This window comes from Acinetobacter sp. CFCC 10889 (assembly GCF_003268395.1).
Lineage (GTDB): Bacteria > Pseudomonadota > Gammaproteobacteria > Pseudomonadales > Moraxellaceae > Acinetobacter.
In genome coordinates this window covers 128,657-153,215 of the sequence record NZ_LQXQ01000002.1, presented here as the reverse complement: position 1 = coordinate 153,215, position 24,559 = coordinate 128,657, and the positions used below count along the sequence as shown (strand labels likewise).

The window sequence follows — 24,559 nt, the reverse complement described above, 5'->3', positions numbered from 1 at the left end:
TTCAGGTTCAGGTTCAGGTTCAGGTTCAGGTTCAGGTTCAGGTTCAGGTAGTGTATTTTCTTGCGCTACAGCATTACATACATTTTCATCTTGCATTTCCAAGATACTTTCCAATACTTGTTCCTGTTGTTCCTGTTGTTCCTGTTGTTCCTGTTGTTCCTGTTGTTCCTGTTGTTGACGTGCTAATTCAAAAATTACTCTTAATTCTGCTTCACGATCAGCTTGTTCTTGCTGCACTTGTGCTAAGCGTTGCTGCTCTTGTTGTGCTAACTCCTGTTGCAACTGTTTTTGTTGACGAATTTCTTCTTGTTCAATGCGTTGAATTTCAGCATTTTCCTGTGATGTTAAAGCTAAAATGGATTTAATCAATTCTTCCTGATCTTTTAAGACTATAGGAACATGATTTGCTTGATCAAATTCGAGTACTTTTTTATAGCTCAATTCAAGCTGCATTTTCTTTCTGAGAACAGCCTCATCCAAATCTTCGATCTCTTGCAAACGCAACAATATGATTGCAAGTCGTTCAAGTGCAAACTTATAGATCGGTTCTTTTTTCTCACGCTGATCTAATAGTATTTCATACAAACCTAAAGCATCTAGTGGGTTTGGACTTTTTTCAAGTAAACAACATAATGCACGTATGGCTTGAAATTGATGTTTCCAAAAATATTCTTGGTTTTTTTCAATCGCAAAATTTTTACGGATTTCATCAAAAATCAACACAATATCAGTATTTTGTAAATACTCCTGATATTCAGCTGTCGTCTGATAGGTTTTCAGTTCAGGATTCAAATTTAAGGCATACAATATATCCAGTAATTCTTCATTAAACTGAATCTGACTTTTATTTTTAGTTTTCTGACTATTCTTACTGGTTTGCACACGACTACCAAAATTCACCTGTAATTTTTGTAGGATCATTTTCGTATCTTGTGGTGGCACATAATGTTGTAAACGTGCCATGACCTGTGACCATTCACTATTTAAACAGGCTTGCAAGGTTTGAAAGCGTTGTACACGGATCGCAAATTTATCGGATGTATGATTTTTACAAAAACGATAAAGCTTATCCAAAACTTCTTGTGAATGTATTTGGGGCAATAATTGTTTTAAAACTGGTTTTAATTCATCTTCATCATTTAAATACTGTAAAATCTGCGTCCAACAATCCATCTGTAATGTATTTAAATCCAGATCAGCCAATGTATTCATCAATTCCCCCGTTTGCTTTAATGCGATAAATGCGAATATTTTTTCATGTGCTGACAATGTCTGTGTCAGTCTTAATTGGTAATATTCAACAGGATAAGCCTGTATTTTTCCTTGTTTAAAAGCCTGTTGCCAGATCTTAATCGCACGTTGATTGTGCTGTTGCTGATAAGCAACGTAAGCCAACAGATCTTCGCTCACAGCAACGTTGCATTGCATCAAATCATGCAAAAACCCATCTACACGCTGCCAAACTGTTTGAGATAATTGCATGTATGTGCGTAGTTTTTGCAGCATTATAGGAAGCAATTTTTGCCAATAAATAGACAATTCAACCTGTTCACACTGGATTCGATAAGCCTCTCCAATACTTTGAAAATCCAATTCCTTATCGCAATCAATTGATTTTTCAAAAAGTATTTTTAAGATAGATAAATTCCCTTGCAGATCAGCAGGTACAAATTGTTGATATTTTAGAAAAATACTGTGTTTTTGCTGTTGCCAAAGTTGGCAAAACATCAGTCGATACTGATAATCTGTTTTTGCATAGGCAAAATAATCAGCATAATCTTGTTGCGTGACACAGGCATTCACCCACACTTCACATGCCAATATATATTGGTGAATATGCTGATAGCGCTGAACCAATGGCATAAATTCAGTTGGATATTGACAATTTTCTTTCAATTGTTGCAAAGCAAGCAACGCTTGATGAGATGTCAATGTATCTAAACTCACAGTCTTCAATTGATACTGATGTTGTGCTAAAAATTGCACCCAGTCTGCATAATATGCTGCATGTTCAACAATATAAATTCGTTGCATGCTGTGCTGCATACGGCTCAATAACGCATTTTCAAGCCATAATTTTTGTTGATCCAAATGACTTTTTGACAAATCACAAGCAAAGCCACACAACACTGCTTGAGCATGTTTGGGAACATCGTCTTCGAGCTGATATGTTTGTAACTGAATTTGTGCCCCATCAACATCTTGCCATGCTAAAAAATGTTGTTTTAAAAAACTTATTCTGTCCGATTGCTTACAATTCAACTGCCAAACAAGATGTGGTTCTGCCAGCAATGCATCTAATAACACATGATCAGCTAAATCAATAAAATAAATTTCAGGTATAGGTAAAAGCGTCTCACTCATCGAATCATCTAGATATTCGAGTTCAACATCAATAGGCAAAGTCGCTTTAAATTGCTCCTGCCAATGACTATGTGCGAAATGTGTTGATGATCCTAAAAGAACCACAGGCATCTGTGCAATATGTGGTGCAAGTTCCGCATGCAAACTAACACAATGTTGACTCAATAAACGTAATGCATTTTGGCTATAACTCTCCGCATGATCAACCAACAAACCCAAATACTGTGGTAATTCAAGCCCATCATCTAAGGCATATTGAATCAGATCTTGCTCATCCCAATACCCTTGTGCCATTAAAGGTTGATACCATGCTTGCCAAACCTGCTGCTCAATGACCTGAAGTAAAGATCGTTCTACACCACAAAATACTGTTTGATCCTGAGACCACATCGGTTGTGGCGCAGCAGCATGCCCTTTCAACCAATGTTGAATCACATACCAAGCAACATCTGGAGATACTGCAAAATTCTCTGCAAATTTTTCATGCCATAGTACTAGAAAAACAGTCTTCGTTATTTCATATTGCGGAGTAAATCTCAGCTGATCATGCTCTAAATGTGTCAACAACCAAGTACTTAAACTGACACAACATGTTTGAATACGCTGTTTCTGCTGTTCAACAGAAATCACATCCAATTGATGCAATTGACTCAACACATCAATTGCTAACAGAATTTGTTGCTGAAGTTGTAAATTTTCATTTGCAGTCGTTAAAAATAAACAATTTTGAAACGGCGCCAATGTGTCTTGTAAAATAAAATTAGCACATAACAATGCCAAGACACTGGTTTTACCATAATTCGCTGGCGAACTTGCGCACAAGACACCATGATGTGACTGATAATATAAACGATGAATCAGTTGTTGCTGCCATGCATTCAGTTGAATAGGTAGATCAAGACATTGTGTTTTTAGCCAAAGCTTTTCATCAAATAAACAGTCCAATGGTACAACACGCCCAAGCATATCCTGAGAGCCTGTACGATCTAACTGCTGTAAAGTTAAATAGCCATTCTGCATTTTAAAATCAATATGATATACATCCAATGAATCAGACTGATTGGATCCATTTAGACACTCACATAAATACTGATACACTTTTTTTAACTGTTCTTGTTTTAAATTAGGGCGTAGCAACCACAACCAACTTACTTGTTCTACATACACATCAGGCAAAAAAGTATGCCCAATATCTAAAATATTATTCAATCCATGCTTATATTGCAGATCAAGCCCGCTATACAATGCTGACTGTCCTGTTTCAGCAAGACGTTGCTTTAAAAAAATAAAGAGCTTTTTTTCAATGTTCTGTTGCTGATAAATAAAATCACCGTAAGCTTTAGCATGAATAAATAAATTTTCATACTCCTTATCTCCACGGCTATAAATTTTTAGAAATGTCAAAACTTTACATATTTGCTGCCCTACAGAATGTTCTTCTATACGTGTCAACAAACGATAACGGTAAGCTAGATGCTTTTTAACATAATAAGGATGGCTAAACGCCTCAAATTGATAATGATGATGCTCACGTTCTACACGCTGCTTTAATTTTTCGATTGCGTCTTCAAGTTGATAGCTACGTATTTGTTGCTGACACGTTTCAGATACATAGACATACCAATTCACACACACGCTCTTTTCATACAATTTTATTAATATGTGCAAAGTATACTAATCTGACACAAAAAAACCCACAAACAAAATCATTTAATGCTTAGCTTTTATACAAAAACACAATATATTTTCAGTATTTATTTTTAACAAATGATAACTATTTATAAGATCTATAAAGTAAACTTAATAGTTTGTTTGTAAAAATTAAATAAAAGTGTTTCAAACATTTTATACAGGCAACAATGCGAATTTAAAAACAGTACGTGCAAATAAAGAAACTGTCTATTTTCAATACCAACTTCCAAATCACTTCCAAACTAATGGTGTTGCAAAGTATCGCCCAAATGAAGATGAACTGTTTAATATGCTTCATATTTACCTAAAGAACAAAAGGAACTCGCTCGGCAGATTTTAAATTTTTACTCACTGCCCCATTAATTTTAAAAATATATAAAATTCAACCAATTAAAAACAAAACCGCAACACGTTAACGCATTGCGGTTTTTTCTCAATTCACTTGAGATCAGTCAAACAATATATTCAAAATCATGCAGGCTCTGCTGTTTGATCCTCAAACACTTCAAGTGTCAGACCAACTGCTTTACCATTTTCTTTCTTAACAGAAACAGCAACATTACCACCGTGATCAGCAAGCTCACCGAATAAAATCATTTCAGCAAGTGGTTTTTTCAAATGCTCTTGAATCAAACGTTGCATTGGTCGTGCGCCCATTTGACGATCATAACCATTTTCAGCCATCCAATCACGCGCTGACTGATCCACCTCAAGCACCACTTTTTTCTCATCTAATTGTGCTTGTAATTCTGTTAAGAATTTATCAACCACAGAATCAATTACAGATGTAGGAAGTGCTTTAAACTGAATGACACCATCTAGGCGGTTACGGAATTCAGGTGCAAATGCACGTTTCATAGCCTCTTGGTTGTCATTACTGTTGTCTTGTTCAGTAAAACCAATACTGGTACGAGAAATACTTTCTGCACCAATATTGGTAGTTAAGACAATGATGACATTACGGAAATCAGATTTACGTCCGTTATTATCAGTCAACGCCCCATGATCCATCACTTGAAGTAAGAGATTAAAGACATCAGGATGTGCTTTTTCAATCTCATCAAGCAACAATACGCAGTGAGGATTTTTATGAATCGCATCAGTGAGTAAGCCACCTTGGTCATAGCCCACATAACCCGGAGGTGCACCGATTAGGCGAGAAACCGCATGACGCTCCATATACTCAGACATATCAAAGCGAACAAACTCAACACCTAACTGTTTTGCCAACTGCTTAGTGACTTCAGTTTTACCCACACCTGTAGGACCTGCAAATACAAAACTGCCAACAGGTTTATCTGGTGATTTCAAACCTGCACGAGACAATTTAATCGCAGATGCCAATGCTGTAATCGCCTCATCTTGACCAAATACCACACGTTTAAGATCGCGCTCAAGATGTTCAAGGACAGACTTATCATCTTTTGATACTGTTTTCGGTGGTATGCGTGCAATCTTCGATACGATATCTTCGATATTTTCCACGGTAATCGCAGTATCATCTTGTTCCGCTTTTAAACGGCGTTGTGCTCCCGCCTCATCAATCACATCAATGGCTTTATCAGGCAAGAAACGATCATTGATGAATTTTGCAGAAAGTTCAACGGCTGACACCAAAGCTGCGTCATCATATTTCACATGATGGAATTCTTCAAACTTGGTTTTTAGACCACGCAAAATATCAATGGTTTCTGAAATAGACGGCTCATTAACATCAATTTTTTGGAAACGACGTGATAAAGCATGATCCTTTTCAAACACTTGACGATATTCTTGGAATGTTGTTGAGCCAATGCAACGTAAAGTTCCATTTGCCAAAGCAGGCTTGATCAAATTCGATGCATCCATGGTACTGCCCATGCTTGAGCCTGCACCAATAATCATGTGAATTTCATCAATAAATAAAATTGCTTCTGGTTTTTTCTTCAAAGCATTTAAAAGTTGTTTTAAACGTTTTTCAAAATCACCTCGGTATTTTGTACCAGCAACCAAAGCACCAATATCCAAACTAAAGACTTCAGCATTGGCTAGTGGTTTCGGTGCTTTACCATTAACGATTAACCATGCTAAACCTTCAGCAATTGAAGTTTTACCTACACCAGGATCACCAACTAGCAATGGATTGTTCTTACGGCGACGGCAAAGGATTTGCGCAGTACGCTCAATCTCTTTTTCACGACCAATCAAAGGGTCAGTTTTGCCTTTTTGTGCCTCAACATTTAAATTTAATGTATATAGCTCTAATGGTCCTGCATTTGCAGTCGATGGTGATTCTCCATCCAAATCATCAGATTCTTCTTCAACCTGAATTTCTTCTTTACGTCCACCATGTGACAGATATTGTGTCAAAGTTAAGCGGTTAATTTGATGACGTTTTAACAAATACACTGCGAACGAGTCACGTTCAGAATACATCGCAACCAATACATCCGCACCTTCTACTGTGCGATCACCACCACTAGATTGCACATGAAAGATTGCACGTTGCAAGATCCGGTCAAAACTTTCAGTTGGATGTGGCGCTTGGTCACTACTTTCACCCAATTTTGGTGTGTGTTGCTCTACATATTCTTCTAATTCTTTACGTAGACTGACAATTTCTGCACCACATGCTTTCAGTGCATTTACCGCAGAGTCATTATCTAATAAAGCCAATAGCAAATGTTCAACCGTAAGAAACTCATGTCTCTTTTGACGAGCCATGCTAACAGCCAAACGTAAAGAAACTTCCAATTGACGACTGAGCATGCAACCCCCTTATTCTTTTGGCTCAATCTGGCAAAGTAACGGATGACCTTGAGACCGAGCGTAATTATTTACTTGGTTAGCTTTTGTTTCCGCAATGTCTCGTGGATATACGCCAGCTTCACCTTTTCCTTCATAATGTACTGTTAACATTACTTGAGTGGCTTGGTCAAGATTCAAAGCAAAGTATTGTTGTAAAATTTCAATTACAAAGTCCATTGGCGTGTAGTCATCGTTCATTAAAACAACAGCGTACATTGGTGGACGTTTAAACTCTGGTGGTGCAGTTGCAACTGCTACATCCCCGTCAGCATCTTCATTTTGCTGCGAATCACTTAAGCGCGGATTAAAATGCCAATCGATATATCCTGTTTGTTGAAAGGATAATTTCACTTCATTTAAACTAGTTTTACGTTTAAGAGTTCGCATATATTTTAATTTCATAAGTTATTGAGCATTTGCTTCTGCTTGTGGAACTTCTGAAGCAAATGCTTCTGTACTGTCCACAGCCTTACCACGAGACCAAGCAAAACGTTTAACCACGGGTGTTGCACCATTCAGACGTATTTCAATGAATTGTGGCGTAAAGCCTTTCGGCATCGTCCAACGCCCTGTTAATCGTTCAAAGTCTTCAAAATTGTAACTACCATCTTCCATAGGAATGGTTAAAACCTCTGTACCACTGATCAAGCGTAGCTCCGCAGAGCCTGTTGCACGGCGATTATTTGGACTGACTTGTACTAAGTCAATCTGGTACTCGTAAGCATTTTCAGGCAAAGCTTTGACTGCAAGATTTTGTACTGTCAAGCTTAGACCACCGCGTTGTTTTAACACATCTCGGTAAACGGTATTTTTACCATCAACTTGTGCTTTCTCAGACTTCGCTTGATTTAATGCATCAAAAAGATCTTTGGTATTGGTTACAGCAACATCACGCTCTTGCACGGCTGCATTCAAGCTTTTGTTTAAGTTGGTGAGTGTCGATTTTTGCTTTTCTACAACCTCAACCAACTGTTCAGCATCAGCATCATAACCCACAACTGTTAAACCTTGACGATGTCCAACTGTATAGCCTAAAAGCATACTTCCTGCACATAAGACGACCCCGCCCGCCAGAAGTGGCAGGTTACCATTCATTACATTTTTTTTAGGCTTTGGCGCGGGTTGTGACGCAGTATTTGTTCGTGTATTTGGCATCGTCATCTCTGATCAGTGGTAGCATCAAACCACACATTTAACCGCAAAGTTAAATGTGTGTGAAGTTGAAAAGCGTTTTTTATGGTAATAATCCGATACTTTGCAGTCCTGCATCTTCACTAAAACCGAACATTAAGTTCATATTTTGTACTGCCTGACCTGCTGCACCTTTCACCAAATTATCTTGTACAGACAAAATTACCAATTTTTTTGGTTGTGGCTTATACAATGCAATACGTAATTGGTTGGCACCACGTACTGAGCGTGTTTCAGGTGAGCTATTTGCAGGCATAACATCGACAAATTGCTCATTGGCATAAAATTCTTCATACAAACTTTGCAAATCTAGCGCATCACCTGCATCGGTTAAATCGACATAAATGGTACTCAACATACCACGAATCATTGGCACTAAATGCGGTACAAACACGATATGATCGAACACACCTTTTTGTCCTGAAATATTTTCTAATGCTTCTACAATTTCTGGATGATGGCGATGACCTGCAACGCCATAAGCCTTAAAATTATCCGCATTTTCAGAATAGATCATACCAAGACTTGCTTTACGTCCTGCACCTGAAACCCCTGATTTTGCATCAATAATAATGCTTTCAGGTTTCACCAATGCTTGCGCTTGTTTAAATAATGGCGCTAAGCCCAATTGCACAGTTGTTGGATAGCAACCTGGATTACCTACAACTTGTGCTTGTTTAATCTTGTCACGATTGAGCTCAGACAATCCATAGACTGAGTCTTTTAAAATATCTGGGCAAGCATGTTCAAGCGCATACCATTTTTCAAATTGTTCTAAATTTTGCAAACGAAAATCAGCTGCCAAGTCAATCACTTTGGTATTAGCAGCAATAAGTTCTTCAGCATGTTTCATTGCCACGCCATGCGGTGTTGCAAAAAATACCACATCACATTGTTTTAAAACATGAATATCTAAATCAGAATATTTTAAATCGGTATGTCCACGTAAACTTGGAAACATGTCATCAACACGGCGACCATCTTCAGTACGTGAAGTCAATACATTTACCTGCGCATCTGGATGTCGCAGTAAAAGACGCAACAATTCAACGCCCGTATAACCTGTACCACCGACAATACCCACTGAAATCACGTTTATTACCTCAAATTTAAAAGTATCCATTTTTCATGTGCTAGTATGACAGGAACTTTGTCTTTTCTAAACTATTTCACTCGGTTTTCTTTGTATTTCAACTCAATTCAGTAAAACAAAAATCATTTTGTCTGAAAATAGCCCAATTGAGCACAGTTTTATTTTTTCATTTATACGTTACAAATATTGGGTTATTTGATTCTTTTTTCAATAGAATATCACTATGATATATATTAATAAATTTGATTTTAAAGTAATTTATTCACCGAAAAATGAGTAACGGTCAAATATAAATCAATTTAAAATGCATGTTTTTATTTGGCTAAATGAATTATTTTATATATATAATTCATTTTTTTCATGATAATAGCCTAGTGATTATAAGCAACAAGATGTAACATAACGCATCGAGAAAATAATAGCCGTAGGATTTTCATGCGCGAATACAGTGTTTTTACTTCTGAATCAGTAAGCGAAGGCCATCCCGACAAAATGGCGGACCAAATTAGTGATGCTATTTTGGATGCCATTTTAAAAGAAGACCCATATGCACGAGTTGCCTGTGAAACTTTAGTAAAAACAGGTGCTGTCGTTCTTGCAGGTGAAATTACCACGACTGCAAATATTGACTTTGAATCTGTGGTACGTCACACCGTCAACGGCATTGGCTATCATCATACCGACTTAGGCTTTGATGGTTCAACCTGTGCTGTCATCAACATGATTGGTAAACAATCTCCAGAAATTGCTCAAGGTGTTGATCGCCAAAAACCTGAAGATCAAGGTGCGGGTGACCAAGGTTTAATGTTTGGTTATGCAAGCCGTGAAACTGATGTTTTAATGCCTGCGCCTATTTCATATGCACATCGTTTAATGGAAAAGCAAGCAGAATTACGTCGTAATGGTAGTTTGCCTTGGTTACGTCCAGATGCCAAAAGTCAGGTTACTTTTGCCTATGAAAATGGCAAACCTGTCCGTTTAGATGCAGTTGTACTATCTACACAACACGATCCTGAGATTTCACAAGCCAATCTTAAAGAAGCCGTGATTGAAGAAATCGTAAAGAAAATCATTCCTGCTGAAATGTTCCATGCAGGGACTAAATTTCACATTAATCCAACAGGTCTATTTGTCATCGGTGGTCCAGTTGGTGACTGTGGCTTAACAGGTCGTAAGATTATTGTTGATACTTACGGTGGTATGGCACGTCATGGTGGCGGTGCTTTCTCCGGTAAAGATCCATCAAAAGTTGACCGTTCTGCGGCTTATGCAGGTCGTTATGTGGCAAAAAACATTGTTGCAGCAGGTCTTGCTGATAAATGTGAAATCCAAGTATCTTATGCAATTGGTGTTGCTGAACCTACCTCAATTTCAATCAATACATTCAACACGGGCAAAGTGTCAGATGAATTGATTATTCAATTGGTTCGTGAACATTTTGACTTACGCCCATACGGAATCACCCGTATGTTGAACTTAATTCAACCGATGTATAAGCAAACTGCTGCTTATGGTCACTTTGGTCGTGAAGGTTCTGATACTGCATTTACATGGGAAAAAACAGATAAAGTCGAAGCTTTAAAAGCATCTGCGAATCTTTAATTTTCCGATATCTAAAAGCTCGCAATTTGCGAGCTTTTTAATATCTAGATTTCTTGTGTTTAAATTTACAATTTTACTCTTACCCAAGCAGCATATAAAATTATAAATTAATCAATGATCTGTTTTATTTGAATCTTGGTTTAACACATTTAACAAAGTGATTTGTTCAGGTGTATCTGTTTGATGATTATTTAAATAAATCTGCCCAACTTTAAATGTAATCGCAACCATTAAACATGCAAATACACAGAAGATCCAAAACCCATATGGACTCCGAATATGATGTGAACCACAATGTTGGCATTCTTTGTCGTTTGCAGTAACCACCTTATTACAACAAGCGCATTGGTATTGATATAGCATATATTCCTCCTGCTATTAAAACATTTATTGTTTTTCTAAGCGTGACCATATTAGTATTTGAAGATGTCACTTATATTAAATAAACAGATTTACAATGAATTTTCAAATGATTTTTTGTATACTTTTTCTATTACAAGTCAATTTTTTTATTATTCTTTTAAATATTCATAACTTGCCCAAATGATATAAATCTATTTTCACATAACTTTTCTTGCACTCTATACAAAATATTCATTAAACTAAGGTAAATATTTACAGGTGCTTAGAAGTGATTGGACTGATTAAAAAAGGTGGTTTACGTGAACGTGCAAATCGTAGTCGTAAATACCAAGGTTCAGAGAACACCGAAACCACTCTGCTGGCAAATAAATATCAGCTCACTCAAAAAAACCAACTACAGAATGTATGTGAAAAAAATTTATCATCTACACAACTGACAACAAATGCAACGCATCCAGCCACAACCACACCGCAAAAATAAGAAATAATGCACCTGAGGCAATATCAATATAACTACCTGATTTTTGATACAAGCTTTTGACTTTTGGCATCGACATAATCAACATAAAAAGCGTGAACACTAAAAATGTTTGAATTGGAATAATAATCGCCAATTGTGTTTTCAAATGACTATTTGCAGAAGAACTTAATGCTAAAGAAAATACACTGCTAAAATAAATTAAAGTCTTGGGATTTGATAAGTTGGTCAATAAACCCATCATAAAATAATTTTTAGGTTGCTGCTCAATAACGCCATGTAACGATGTTTCTTGTTTTAAAGTTAAAATACCTCCTCGCAACATAGCGTAGCCCATTTTCGCCAAGAAAAAACCACCAATGATCATTAAAACTTGCTGAACCCAAGGCCACTGTTCGATTAAGACAGTAAAACCCAGTAAGGTCAAAATAACCCAAATAATAATTCCAACAGAAATCCCCAAAACAATTTTCAGTGTATTTTGACGGGTTGTTGAAGCTGAACTTTTTGCAACCAGTAAAACATCAGGCCCAGGACTCAATTGTGCCAAAAAATGTAGTGAACAAATCGTCAATAGTAAAGACATGTGATACAAATATTAAAATACGTGAAAGATCTTGTATTATATGCTGTATAACTCAAATGTAGGTGATTTCTTAAAATACAACCATAAAAAAAGCTAGGTCAATACCTAGCCCACTTAACACATTTATACTTTATTTCTTATTCACATCTTTTAATTCAAGTTGCTTACGCTCTGGTTCTACTTCACGTGCTTCACCATCAATTACGGATGAATCCTGAAATGGACTACCTTGTTGATTTTGCATCTGGCGCATCAAATCTGCAAATGGGTTTTGTGCAGCATCACCACCCATATTCCCCATCATACCACCCATCATTTTTTCCATCATCGCTTGTTGACGCTTCATCATGGTTTTCATCATCATATTCTTAAATGCTTGCTGCACTGGTGGAATTAAGATCAAGACTGCTAAAACATCTGTGATTAAGCCTGGAATGATCAATAAAATACCTGCTAAAATTTTCGGTAAATTATTAGTCAACTGCGGATCTCCGCTCATTTGTCCCATTTGCATTTGCTGCATCTGTGGCATAAGTCCTGTTGCATTTGCACGTACAAGATTTAAACCAATAAAGAAAGCTGCAACAAACCAGAAGAATACGTACCACATACTCCCAACGAGGTCACCCACCTCAATCCAGACAAAAACTTCTAAGACTAAACCAACCAATACAACCAGAGCTAATTTCATGAAAATTAATCTATTCTCGACAAAATGAAAAAAGTGCATAAATTTTATTACACTTTAAAGTGTATATGGGCACTTTTCAATTTTTTAAAGTGTTGGAGGCTAAAAATTGACAAAAAAATCGCAGCTGCAAAATTTTTTCAAAATTAGCTTTAAATAATATTCAACCTTTCATTACGTGCATTTCTTCATTATTGCGCATTCTTAATCATCTCATGAAATAAAAGACCCGCATTTAAATGCGGGTCTTTTAAGTAACAGCGAGCATATAATTAGGGGATTAAATAAAAATATCCAACAATTGCACTTAATGCACAGACTGCGAGAAATAAATATGTATTGACCGTATTAAAGCTTGCTAAAAATTTAACGATGTTCATAAAACAACAATAAATAAAAAATAAAATCACACAAATTATACAATATAAGTTTAAATTTTACAGCTCAATCTTAAACTATCCTTAAATTTTTATAGAATACTTTCTCAACACAATCACATGAAAAATATTATTAATTTAAATAAAAATCAATGAGATAAAATTTAAAATATGCTGTAACAATCCAAATCACCACATAAATAGCATATATTCTCATTCTCTTTTATTACATTTCATTACACTTATAAATTTTTCTTATTTAGCTTATATATTCTCGAGTATTTTAGTCATATTTAAGGATCATTAAGTTGAAAACTATTTATCATTAAACTTATTAAATCCATTTAAAGGGCTATTTATTGTTTATCAATAATATATTTTTAGAGGTATAAAAAATAATTCAAATATCAAAATTATACAGAAATTATTTATAAAAAATCATATAATTAGTGTGAATTAAATGTTTCTAAGTAGGCATATGTCTCTGATTATTGGAATTGATCCTGGCTCACGATTGACAGGTTATGGCATTATTGAAAAAGATGGTCAAAAATTAAAATTTATTGATGCAGGTACGATCCGCACTGAAACAACAGAAATGCCTGAACGTTTAAAACGAATTTTTGCAGGGATTGATCGTATTGTTAAATTTCATGGTCCAACTGAAGCTGCGGTAGAACAAGTCTTCATGGCACAAAATCCTGACTCTGCTTTGAAACTTGGTCAAGCACGTGGTGCTGCTATTGCAGCTTTAGTCAATTTAGATCTACAAGTTGCAGAATATACCGCTCGCCAAATTAAACAGTCTGTAGTTGGTTATGGTGCAGCAGACAAAGAACAAGTACAAATGATGGTAATGAAACTGTTAAATTTATCTATCCATCCACAAGCGGATGCTGCTGATGCTCTTGCTGCTGCAATCTGCCATGCCCATGCATCAGGAAGTATGAGTAAACTTGCTGTACTCAATGCTTTAGGGGGTATGGCACGAGGTCGTAGTCGTTATAGTGGTAGAAGACGTTAAACTTTAGCGTCTCACAATTTTTTATTTCCAATACAGGTTAAACATATCCTATTGTGTCTTTACGAATTTCTCGTATAGATGGTGGTTTTTTATATGTTGCTATGAGCATTTTTCCAACTGTTCTTAAGTTTTTATTTTGATGTTCATCAACACGAATTAAGACTAATTCTTCATCAATACGAGAACCTACTATTTCTCGACAAATGACGATATTTTCATTGCGCTCAATAACTTTATATTGTGGAAATTCTTGTTGAACTTTCTCTTTTAAACTGAGTTTTTTTGTAGATTTAGAATGATCCATTTGCGTGTAAATCACCAATAAAACACATGCTGCAAAAACAATCGCAACAATTAAATATTTTTCCATTTATTTTTAAACCTATTTATTGCCATAATACTTAAAAAAACAAACTCATCGAATCATTGTAAACTCATGATAGTTCGGAAAGTCCTGCAACTGAATTTGCTCAATACGACTAACTTGTGCACGTAAAGACCCAACATAACTATGCCGAATGATTTTTAAAATATCCGCTTCAGCGCCTAGAATAACAGCTTCAACCTCACCTGTTGGCAAATTCATCACATAACCTTTTAAATCCAAAGCAATCGCTTCTTTTTCAAACCAACGGCGATAACCTACGCCTTGCACCTTCCCATGAATCAGTAATTTAACCGCTTTCATTTAAATTTTACCTATTATTTCTCATCGTTATAACTTATCTCATGTTTTATCAGATGATTCACCACAATGATTAACCACATAATACACAGCATCATTCATGTGATGGGCTTGCAAGCCCCGTTGCCCTTTTTCAGCCAAATAATCACCCGCAAGTGCATGTAAAGTAACAATCTGATGTAGCTGAATATTTTCATAAAATTGTGCTTTTAAGCTGGCAATCATTCCTGCAAGCACATCACCCATACCACCTGTACCCATACCCGCATTACCCGCAGTACAAATCCAAAGCTGATCGTCTAAAATCAAACTTCCTGCACCCTTGAGCACCCATTGTCCTGCATATTTTTCTTGTAATTTTTTAATCGCTGCAATTCGATCTGTCTCTATCTGTTTTACACAACAATTCAACAATTTTGCGGCTTCACCAGGATGTGGTGTTAAATAGGTATTCTCATTTACTTTTACAGGATGCTCCGCTAAAAACCATAAAGCATCTGCATCTAAAACGATCTGTAAATGTGTAGTCTGATTAATTTTTGGAAACCATTTTAAAAACTGTTGCTCTGCCCAAGTATCCCGACCTAAGCCCATGCCTAAGCTTACAGCATCAACAAGTTGAATAAGATCATCTATTTCACTATCAGATAAAGCATTGATATCACGTAGCATAATATTTGGTGAACGTGCCAAAATCGCAGTATGATGTTTTGCATCACAGACAATCGTCACTTTACCCGCACCCGCACTAAATGCCGACTCAGCCGCCATCATCACTGCCCCGCCCATTTCTGCATGCCCACCCACGACCAAGACATGTCCATAACTGCCTTTATGTCCAAAAGCTTGACGTTGCGGCAATGTTATAAAATTTGGTGAAAGTTCAGCGATTTTTTGTAATTCATCATCTGTAGGTATTGCAGAAATTAATTCTACTTTTCCAGAAAATTCTTTGCCTTGACCTGTAAATAGTCCCGCTTTTAAGCCCAATACACTATAAGTCAGATCAGCTTTGACCGCCGTTGGCAAAGGCTGCCCTGTATTGGCATTTAAACCACTGGGTACATCAATCGCAATTTTCAAACCTGATTGTGCATTAAAATTCTCAATAATTTCCTGCCAAATCATGTCCAAATCTCGATTTAAACCGATGCCAAAAAGTGCATCTATATGACAATCAAAGTGATTTTCTGTTTTAAAATGATGCTGAATCTCGACCTGATGTGTATGTGCGAGTTGAAATGCTTTTGCTAAATCTGCTGATTGCCCCCGTTCTGCTGCAAAAATCGTGATTTTATAACCCAAATCTTGTAAATATTTTGCCAAGCAATAACCATCCCCTGCGTTATTGCCAGAACCGCACCAAATCGCAACTTGTTGAATCTTATCTTGAGAAGAAAAAATAGCATCTAAACGCTGTGCAATTGACCATGCAACTTGCTGCATCAAACCAAAAGAACTGTTTTGTTGCTGAAACCAACGTGCTTCCCATGCTTGAATCTCATGGCTATGATAAACTTGTGAATGCATTTTCTTCCCTATGTTTTTCTATGTCGGCTTCTTCATCTTCAACACATATTTCGCTACAACAGATTGATCCTGAACAACTCAAAAGTTGGATCAAAGAGCAAGCTTTGCAACTGGGTTTTGCTGATTGTGTCATTGCCAAACCAGATGCTCAAGCAGAATTAGCACGTTTTAAGGAATATTTAAAACGTGGTTATCACGGCGATATGAAGTTTTTAGAGGAAAATTTAGAAAAACGCGCTGATCCGACTTTATTAGTACCCAATACCAAAAGCATCATTTGTGTACGAATGAATTATTTGGTGGAAACACCCAAGCCTCGTTATGTACCTGATGAGCCCAACTCTGCCATTATCGCCCGTTATGCACGTGGTCGCGATTACCATAAAGTCATGCGTGGACGACTAAAAACCTTAGCCAGTAAAATTAAAGAAAAAGTGGGTGATTTTGAATCTCGTCCTTTTGCGGACTCTGCGCCTGTTTTTGAAAAATCTTTGGCAGAAAGTGCTGGCATGGGATGGACAGGCAAACATACCTTACTTATTCATAAAAAATCAGGTTCATTTTTTGTTTTAGGTGAATTATTTAGCTCTTTAGAGCTGCCTTTTGATCAGCCAACAACAAAGCATTGTGGCTCATGTACGGCATGCATTGATATCTGCCCAACCAAAGCCATCGTTGAGCCTTATATGTTAGATGCACGAAAATGCATCGCCTATCTCACCATTGAGTATAAAGGTATTATCCCTGAAGAGTTAAGACGAGGAATCGGCAATCGGGTCTTTGGTTGTGATGATTGTCAGCTCATTTGTCCTTGGAATAGTTTTGCCAAAAAGACGCCTATTGAAGATTTTTATCCTCGTCATGGTTTAGACAATGCCTCACTTTTGGATCTGTGGCACTGGGATGAAGCAACATTTTTAAGCTGTACAGAAGGCAGTCCGATTCGCCGTACAGGCTATCAAAGCTTTATGCGAAATATTGCCATTGGTTTGGGAAATGCACCATTTTCAATAGAAATTGTACGGGCATTGCAACAAAATCGGGCACAGCATGATGAGATTGTGCAAGTCCATATCGACTGGGCAATCGCAGAACAATATAACAAATCAAAATAATTTTTTAATTTTTTGGACAATGCACTTCATTTTTTGCAACTAAAATATGAAAACACGTTCTCTGCAAAATCAGGGTTATTTTCCTTTTTTAAATACCAATACCTCGAAATTAGTAAATTCCATAAAAGTATTTATGTGACGATCTAACAAGAAAAGCGCTAAACTTTGTCAGTAAATCACTATTTTTATTTTTAATTTATATGCTAATCTTAAGTTAAGTTACCAATAACCATTTGGACGTTTTTGCCCATTGGCTTTGGCATGATTTGTGTATGATACACAGAGATAGCAATATTATCAGGGATTTGACCTATGCCTTTAGTACGAAATGATTGGACACGTGAAGAAATCCAAACCTTATATGAACAACCTTTTTTAGATTTGGTGTTTAAAGCACAACAAGTCCATCGCAATCATTTTGAAGCGAATACCATCCAAGTCAGCACCCTGCTTTCAATCAAAACAGGGAAATGTCCTGAAGATTGTAAATATTGTTCACAATCAGCACATTATGATTCAAAATTAGAAGCTGAAAAACGCATTGCAGTAGATAAAGTGATTAGTGAAGCCAAAGAAGCATTGGCTTCTGGTTCATCTCGTTTTTGTATGGGTGCTGCATGGCGTAATCCACATGAACGTGATATGCCTTATGTTCTTGAAATGGTGAAAGAAGTTAAAGCGCTTGGACTAGAAACGTGTATGACTTTAGGCATGTTAAATCAGTCACAAGCAGAACGTTTACATGAAGCAGGATTAGATTATTACAATCACAACCTTGATACATCACGTGAATATTATTCTCATATCATCACCACCCGCACTTTTGATGATCGCCTCAATACCTTAGACCATGTCCGCAATGCGGGTATGAAAGTCTGTAGTGGCGGAATTGTGGGCTTAGGTGAAAATCGCAATGACCGTATTGGGTTATTGCAAGAACTCGCAACTTTGCCAACTCATCCTGAGTCTGTCCCGATCAACATGCTCGTACCAATTGATGGTACACCTTTGGCAGAGGTTGAAAAACTTGATGTCACAGAATGGATTCGTACCATTGCAGTTGCACGCATCATCATGCCACAAAGCTATATTCGCCTGTCGGCAGGACGTGAGGCATTGAGCGATTCGGATCAAGCATTGGCATTTATGGCAGGTGCAAATTCATTGTTCAGTGGTGAGAAGCTACTGACCACACCAAATGCAGGTGAAGGTAAAGACAAGCAATTATTTAATAAATTAGGTTTAATTGCAGAAAAAGCCAAACCGACTGTAGCTGAACTTTCTGTTGATGCGATGAGCGCTTAAATCCAACCTGTTAAAAAGCGATATTCACTATCGCTTTTTTTCTTTTAAAGTCATTTATTTAAATTTATTTCAAAATCTTATAAAGAAGTAATCAAAAGCCCATATTTTGCATTTAAAAACATGCCTTCACGTAAAATATCTGTGCCATTGGCATGATGTACACTTAACACTTTGCTAAATGCATCATATTCAAATGAATCAAAACAATCTTGATGATGACAAAGCCACGCTAAAGTATCGACAAGGTGTTGATCAATCACATAAGTTTCGGCAGTAAAATCTTTAGACATTGAAATAAAAATTCAAAGGATGAGAATGATTTATTTTAACTGAAATAAAATTTGAAATAGATACATGCTTGATTTATTTTTCTAATTTTTCAATATCATCATACTATGTGTTTAAGATATTTTATTTAAAACATGATGTTCAAAATATTGGATTTAAAGCAATAATATGATGATATCCCAAGTAAATTTGCATACAAAATCAGTGACTCACTCCGCATTTACGACATTCTTTTGTCACTACGGCATTAGCATCAATTTCATATTCAAATTTGTGTAAACACAAGATTTTCTTTAAGGTTTGTAGCATTCATCATCTCCTATTTTGATTCACCTTATTCATGTTTTATCCTAAAACATTTGTTTTTTAATAAAGGTGTCTCATAGTTGTAACATATTTGTGCGCTAACTCAAGTTATTTAGCAAATATTAAACTAAGACTTTAGTCTATATTTTATAGTGCATTTTCAAATCGTGATAATTTAATAAATATTTGTTTTTCTTCATCAATTCCCTTTTCTTTCGTTACAAAAATTTGTGAATATTTTCATTGCATTCAGCTTTTTTTTAGTTAGGATAAAATTATATTTTTTCTATTTGATCATTTTTTTAAATAGAACAGATTAAATAAACACAAATGAAAGAAATCAATCACAACAAAATTAAAAGGATGATTGTATGCAAGGAAATATGATGTTTCAGCCGCTTTTGATTAGTAATTTAATCGAACATGCTGCTCGTTATCATGGCGATACCGCAATTATTTCTAAAAATACTGATGGTACAATTACGACAACGGATTGGACACATGTCGCTGAGAATTCTAAACGTTTTGCCAATGCTTTGCTTAGTTTAGGTGCAAAAACAACGGACCGTATTGCAACCATTGCATGGAATAATCATCGTCATTTAGAGTCTTGGTATGCTATTTCAGGTAGTGGTATGGTTTGCCACACCATCAACCCACGTTTATTTCCAGAACAATTGGTTTTTATCATTAATGATGCACAGGACAAAGTTGTGCTATTTGATAAAACCTTTCTACCTTTAATCAGCGCAGTAAAAGCACATACACCGAGTGTTGAACATTTTATTTATTTAGGTGCTTTTGACCAAGATGTTGCTACAGCCCTGCCTGATGTAAAATTTTATGATGCTTTAATTGCCGAACATTCAGCACAATTTGAATGGCCAAGTTTTGATGAAAATACCGCAAGCTCTCTATGCTATACCTCTGGTACAACAGGTAATCCAAAAGGTGCTTTATATAGTCATCGTTCGACTATTTTACATACCTATGCCATTTGTTTACCTGACTCATTAAACCTTTCTGCTAAAAATGTCATGTTACCTGTAGTCCCAATGTTCCATGTCAATGCTTGGGGGACGCCTTATGCAGCTGCAATGGTTGGCTGTACTTTAGTCCTGCCTGGTCCAGGTTTAGATGGTGCGAGTTTGGTACAGATGATCGATGACTACCATGTCACTGTTGCACTTGGTGTTCCAACTATTTGGCAAGGCTTATTAGCAGCAGCCAAACAAAGTGGTAGTAAATTAGCAAGTTTAAAACAAAATGTTGTAGGTGGTTCAGCTTGCCCACCTGCCATGATGAAAGCTTTCCGTGACATATATGACTGTGAAACCATTCATGCTTGGGGGATGACTGAAATGAGTCCACTGGGTACTAGTAACCAACTCAAAGCAAAGCACAACAACTTACCTACAGATGAGCAACTCAATATTCGTCTTTCTCAGGGTCGCCCGCCCTTTGGTGTCGACTTACGAATTACTGATGAAGAAAATGGTACGCATGAAGTCGCACGTGATGGTCATACTACGGGGAATTTACAAGTTAAAGGTCATTGGATCATCGACTCCTATTATGGCAAACCACAAAATGCATTAACTACGGATGGTTGGTTTGATACAGGTGATATTGCCTCGATCAATGAAGATGGTTATCTACTGCTGAGTGACCGTGCCAAAGATTTAATCAAGTCTGGTGGTGAATGGATTTCTTCTGTTGAATTGGAAAATATTGCCATGAGCCACCCTGAGATTGCGATGGCTGCTGTCATTGCAGCAACACATCCAAAATGGGATGAACGTCCCGTAGTCATTGCCATTAAACAGCAAGGTAGTGAAGTCACTGAACAAGACCTCTTGCATTATTATGCAGATAAAATTGCCAAATGGCAGATTCCTGACAAAGTGGTCTTTGTTGATGCAATTCCATTAACAGGCACAGGAAAAATGCTGAAGAAAGATTTACGTGAAAAATATGGTTCAGTGTTACTAGAAAGTTAAGACATTTTTAAATGTTCTTTGCAACATAAGCATAAAATTCATCAAGTCTCTACATCCCTCTTTTACCATAAGGAGGGATTTTTCAAATTATTTTACATTCAAATGACCGTGCAACATTTCAAATTTGTGTTATTAATAGTAGCGCTTTTAACATAATGACGAGATTGGACATGTATACGGGTATCGTGCTTGGCACTGAAAAAATTCATCGCATTGAAAAACATCAAGGTTATGCCACAATTTTTGTAGAAAATAACCAAAACTTTTTAGATGATGTATTTATCGGTGCAAGTGTTGCCATTGATGGAACCTGTTTGACAGTCACAAGCATAAATGTCGAAAAAACTTTGATCAGTTTTGATATTTCTGATCTCACACTATCCCTCACAACACTAGGACATTTAAAAGAAAATAGCTTGGTGAATATCGAACGTTCTTTTAAAGTGGGAATGGAAAATGGCGGGCATAATATTTATGGTCATATCGAGGGAATGGCACAGATTAAAAATATCGTTGAAAATGGTAAAACACTACACTTAGATATTGAAATTCCAAATGAAAAAATCAAATATTTCTTTTTAAAAGGTTTTATTGGTTTACATGGTTGTAGTCTAACTGTGAATAATGTCGACAAAGTACACAATCAAATATCAGTTGATCTCATTCCTGAAACGATTCGCTTAACCAATTTTTCAAATTTAAGTGTTGGTGATTTCCTGAATTTTGAAATTGACCAAACAACACGCACCTTGGTCGATACTTTAGAAAGTATTCATGCAAAATACTAAAGGTGAGATAAATTTCGTGATTGAATTACATATTATTCTTCACAAATATATGTAATTCAAAATATTTTAAACCATCAAAATATTTCAATGACAAAAAATATAAATATAGGAAAAATTCCAAATGGAAATAAAATAGCAACTTTATCATCATTTTATACAACGCCTATTTTAAAATGCGTGTATTTCCTACGCTACTTTATAATGATTTAATTATAGATATGTTTAAATAATCAATTCATATTTTCAATCTAAAGCATAAAATATTTTTTAAATGTTTAAGATTTGATTAATTCAGCAAAAACTCCCAAATCACATAACCCAAGCCAAAACCTAAAAATGAATACAATGTGATGATAAAAAAGACAAAACTGGCTTTATTTTTCTTTTTAAAAAAATTCATCATATTCCTCTAAAACTAGGCTTAATTTCAATCGCACCATCATAGCGCCTTTTTAAAATAAAGCCTAATTTCATTGCCTATTGATATTCAAAATTCCAATCAATTCTATTTGCGTTGATAAATCAATTGACCTTCCTTATAAGTTGCTAAAATTTGAATATCTTTAATTTTTTGACTGTCTATTTGCAGTGGATCATCACTTAATATCACAAAATCACCATATTTCCCTTTTTCCAAAGTCCCTTTTTGCTGTTCCTCAAAATATTGATATGCAGCCCAATCTGTCATACTTTTTAAGGCAATATATGGACTTACTTTCTGATCTGCACCCAGTAACTTTCCACTGCGAGTGGTTCTATTTACCGTTGCATCGAGTACCATCATACTTTTCGGTGGAATCACAGGTGCATCATGATGTTCCGTAAAGATCATACCTCGTTTAAGCGCTGAATCTGTAGGTGAAATACGTGTTGCACGTTGCTCACCCAAGGTTTGTGCTACATGCCAATCACCCCAATAATAGGTATGTAATGAAAAGAAAGATGGGATAAGACCAAATTTTTTGGCTTGGTCTAATTGATCCTCACGCATGGTTTGTGCATGAATAATCACATCACGGCGTTGAGTAGATGGAAATTGTTGTTGTGCTTTACCAATCACAGCTAAATATTGATCAATTGCAGCATCACCATTGGCATGTGCTAAAATTTGCCAATGATTTTGAAATGCTAAATTAATCATCTCTTGCACTGTAGTTTGATCAGGAAATGCAGGATAGCCCCGATAGTTTTTATCTTGCCCTTCAGGTGGAATCAGATAAGGCTGCGTCAACCAAGCCGTTTTACCTTGCGGTGAACCATCTAGGCTGATTTTCACACCACCAATACGGAAATGATTTTGGTAATTTTGACTGCTGCCGTGTTGCAACATATAAGCTTGTTCTGAACTAATATCAGGATATGACACCACATCAATAGGTAATTGCTTACGGTTGGCTAAACTACGCCATAATTCACTCGTTCCATGATCTGCTCGTCCCTCTTGCACTGTAGTATAGCCATTTTCCACATAGGTATTAACTGCTTTTAATGCCATTTTCTCCATTTCTTGTGGTGGCATATTTTTAAATGCCTGCATCATGGCTTGAATCACAATACTTTCTTCTAGCACACCATTGGGCTTTTGTGTTCCTTGAATACGGCGAATTACCCCTCCATCTGGATTTTTAGTTTTCTCATTAATATTCAACATTTCTAAGGCTTTGTGATTCACTGATGCCAAATGCCCTGATTGATGTAAAATCAAAACTGGCTGTGTTTTTGAGACTTGGTCTAAATCTGTAGCTGTAGGATGACGCTTTTCTTGTAGCGTTGCATCATCATAACCGTTCCCTATGATCCACCCAGAACTGGCTTGAATAAATTCAGGATTCTGCCCTGCCCACATTTTCATGGCTTGAATTAAGGATGGAATATTAACCACATCACCATCAGGGGGTGCATATAAATTAGCAACCGTTTGCTGCATCCCAACAGAATTTAAATGACTATGCGCATCAATAATTCCCGGAATTACAGCCTTATTTTTCAAATCTAAAGCGGCTGCTTGAGGAGCAAGTGTCTTTGCTTCGCTTAATTTTCCTGTAAATAGAATCTTGCCATCTTGAATCAGCATGGCTTCGACATACTGTGGTTGATCGCCTTGCATGGTTAAAATAGAACCACCATATACCAATAAACTTTGTGTCGATGATGCTGTATTGATTTGTGATGTTGATGAATTTTGACTAGGTACTGAGCTACATGCGCTCAATAAAACAAGTGGTGAACCGAATAAAAGACTTAAGCTGAGTAAACGTGGATATAAGATCATTAAGTTTATCCTTCACGTGATGATT

The 24,559-nt window shown here is 36.3% G+C and carries 21 protein-coding genes and 1 pseudogene; 8 read left to right on the top strand and 14 right to left on the bottom strand.

Going from position 1 to position 24,559, the window contains the following annotated elements; translation table 11 throughout:
• A pseudogene (locus AVJ19_RS01255) lies at positions 1–3,993 on the bottom strand (hypothetical protein); the annotation flags it as partial.
• A 202-nt stretch (positions 3,994–4,195) separates the two neighbouring features.
• On the opposite strand from AVJ19_RS01255, the gene AVJ19_RS22845 reads away from it, so the two are divergent.
• Complete coding sequence (locus AVJ19_RS22845; RefSeq protein ID WP_162626512.1) at positions 4,196–4,396, top strand: DUF4850 domain-containing protein; 201 nt, start codon at positions 4,196–4,198, stop codon at positions 4,394–4,396.
• Positions 4,397–4,527: 131 nt separating this feature from the next.
• On the opposite strand, the gene clpA is transcribed toward AVJ19_RS22845, so the two are convergent.
• From clpA to argC, 4 genes are all read right to left on the bottom strand, one after another.
• Complete coding sequence (gene clpA, locus AVJ19_RS01245) at positions 4,528–6,804, bottom strand: ATP-dependent Clp protease ATP-binding subunit ClpA (RefSeq protein WP_111858019.1); 2,277 nt, start codon at positions 6,802–6,804, stop codon at positions 4,528–4,530.
• Between the two features lie 9 nt (positions 6,805–6,813).
• Positions 6,814–7,230, bottom strand: coding sequence for an ATP-dependent Clp protease adapter ClpS (clpS, locus tag AVJ19_RS01240; protein WP_111858028.1), 417 nt, complete (start codon positions 7,228–7,230; stop codon positions 6,814–6,816).
• Between the two features lie 18 nt (positions 7,231–7,248).
• On the bottom strand, positions 7,249–7,998 hold the full coding sequence (locus AVJ19_RS01235; RefSeq protein ID WP_111858018.1) for a DUF6776 family protein: 750 nt from the start codon (positions 7,996–7,998) through the stop codon (positions 7,249–7,251).
• 79 nt (positions 7,999–8,077) lie between these two features.
• Positions 8,078–9,133 carry an N-acetyl-gamma-glutamyl-phosphate reductase gene (gene argC / locus AVJ19_RS01230; RefSeq protein WP_171334139.1) on the bottom strand — a complete coding sequence of 352 codons (1,056 nt, stop codon included), beginning with the start codon at positions 9,131–9,133 and terminating at the stop codon, positions 8,078–8,080.
• 429 nt (positions 9,134–9,562) lie between these two features.
• Between argC and metK the strand changes: the two genes are divergently transcribed.
• Entirely contained in the window at positions 9,563–10,729 is a 1,167-nt protein-coding gene (gene metK / locus AVJ19_RS01225) for a methionine adenosyltransferase (protein ID WP_111858017.1), read from the top strand.
• A gap of 111 nt (positions 10,730–10,840) precedes the next feature.
• On the opposite strand, the gene AVJ19_RS01220 is transcribed toward metK, so the two are convergent.
• Positions 10,841–11,092 (bottom strand): hypothetical protein, encoded by a 252-nt coding sequence (locus tag AVJ19_RS01220; protein WP_111858016.1) that lies wholly within the window; start codon positions 11,090–11,092, stop codon positions 10,841–10,843.
• 268 nt (positions 11,093–11,360) lie between these two features.
• Between AVJ19_RS01220 and AVJ19_RS01215 the strand changes: the two genes are divergently transcribed.
• Complete coding sequence (locus AVJ19_RS01215; RefSeq protein ID WP_111858015.1) at positions 11,361–11,573, top strand: hypothetical protein; 213 nt, start codon at positions 11,361–11,363, stop codon at positions 11,571–11,573.
• Here the strand turns inward: AVJ19_RS01215 and AVJ19_RS01210 are convergent.
• A complete protein-coding gene (locus AVJ19_RS01210; RefSeq protein WP_111858014.1) occupies positions 11,518–12,156 on the bottom strand; it encodes a LysE family transporter in 639 nt (212 codons plus the stop codon). The two genes, AVJ19_RS01215 and AVJ19_RS01210, sit on opposite strands and share 56 nt — an antisense overlap.
• 130 nt (positions 12,157–12,286) lie before the next feature.
• Positions 12,287–12,847, bottom strand: a complete 561-nt coding sequence (locus AVJ19_RS01205; protein WP_111858013.1) for an FxsA family protein — start codon at positions 12,845–12,847, stop codon at positions 12,287–12,289.
• 852 nt (positions 12,848–13,699) lie between these two features.
• Between AVJ19_RS01205 and ruvC the strand changes: the two genes are divergently transcribed.
• A complete protein-coding gene (gene ruvC, locus AVJ19_RS01200) occupies positions 13,700–14,245 on the top strand; it encodes a crossover junction endodeoxyribonuclease RuvC (RefSeq protein WP_111858012.1) in 546 nt (181 codons plus the stop codon).
• Between the two features lie 37 nt (positions 14,246–14,282).
• Here ruvC and AVJ19_RS01195 read toward each other — a convergent pair whose 3' ends face one another.
• Genes AVJ19_RS01195 through AVJ19_RS01185 form a run of 3 tightly spaced genes read right to left on the bottom strand, consistent with a single transcriptional unit; the run spans position 14,283 to position 16,460 of the window.
• On the bottom strand, positions 14,283–14,615 hold the full coding sequence (locus tag AVJ19_RS01195) for a hypothetical protein (protein WP_111858011.1): 333 nt from the start codon (positions 14,613–14,615) through the stop codon (positions 14,283–14,285).
• Between the two features lie 45 nt (positions 14,616–14,660).
• The gene (locus tag AVJ19_RS01190) at positions 14,661–14,933 is read right to left on the bottom strand and encodes an acylphosphatase (RefSeq protein WP_111858010.1); all 273 of its coding nucleotides are present in this window, start codon (positions 14,931–14,933) and stop codon (positions 14,661–14,663) included.
• A gap of 39 nt (positions 14,934–14,972) precedes the next feature.
• The gene (locus AVJ19_RS01185) at positions 14,973–16,460 is read right to left on the bottom strand and encodes an NAD(P)H-hydrate dehydratase (RefSeq protein ID WP_111858009.1); all 1,488 of its coding nucleotides are present in this window, start codon (positions 16,458–16,460) and stop codon (positions 14,973–14,975) included.
• Positions 16,461–16,480: 20 nt separating this feature from the next.
• Here AVJ19_RS01185 and queG point away from each other — a divergent pair, with 20 nt between their 5' ends.
• Complete coding sequence (gene queG / locus AVJ19_RS01180) at positions 16,481–17,575, top strand: tRNA epoxyqueuosine(34) reductase QueG (RefSeq protein ID WP_111858008.1); 1,095 nt, start codon at positions 16,481–16,483, stop codon at positions 17,573–17,575.
• A gap of 312 nt (positions 17,576–17,887) precedes the next feature.
• Positions 17,888–18,880 carry a biotin synthase BioB gene (bioB, locus tag AVJ19_RS01175; RefSeq protein ID WP_111858007.1) on the top strand — a complete coding sequence of 331 codons (993 nt, stop codon included), beginning with the start codon at positions 17,888–17,890 and terminating at the stop codon, positions 18,878–18,880.
• Positions 18,881–18,957: 77 nt separating this feature from the next.
• Here the strand turns inward: bioB and AVJ19_RS01170 are convergent, their stop codons facing one another.
• The gene (locus AVJ19_RS01170; RefSeq protein ID WP_111858006.1) at positions 18,958–19,170 is read right to left on the bottom strand and encodes a hypothetical protein; all 213 of its coding nucleotides are present in this window, start codon (positions 19,168–19,170) and stop codon (positions 18,958–18,960) included.
• 675 nt (positions 19,171–19,845) lie between these two features.
• Here AVJ19_RS01170 and AVJ19_RS01165 point away from each other — a divergent pair.
• Positions 19,846–21,474, top strand: coding sequence for a long-chain-fatty-acid--CoA ligase (locus tag AVJ19_RS01165; protein WP_111858005.1), 1,629 nt, complete (start codon positions 19,846–19,848; stop codon positions 21,472–21,474).
• 170 nt (positions 21,475–21,644) lie between these two features.
• Positions 21,645–22,262: a riboflavin synthase subunit alpha gene (locus tag AVJ19_RS01160; RefSeq protein WP_111858004.1), complete on the top strand. Its 618-nt coding sequence runs from the start codon at positions 21,645–21,647 to the stop codon at positions 22,260–22,262.
• A 286-nt stretch (positions 22,263–22,548) separates the two neighbouring features.
• On the opposite strand, the gene AVJ19_RS01155 is transcribed toward AVJ19_RS01160, so the two are convergent.
• Together AVJ19_RS01155 and AVJ19_RS01150 are read right to left on the bottom strand one after the other, a co-directional pair.
• Positions 22,549–22,662: a hypothetical protein gene (locus tag AVJ19_RS01155; protein WP_111858003.1), complete on the bottom strand. Its 114-nt coding sequence runs from the start codon at positions 22,660–22,662 to the stop codon at positions 22,549–22,551.
• A gap of 105 nt (positions 22,663–22,767) precedes the next feature.
• Positions 22,768–24,534, bottom strand: coding sequence for an amidohydrolase (locus AVJ19_RS01150; protein WP_111858002.1), 1,767 nt, complete (start codon positions 24,532–24,534; stop codon positions 22,768–22,770).
• Positions 24,535–24,559 lie beyond the last annotated feature (25 nt).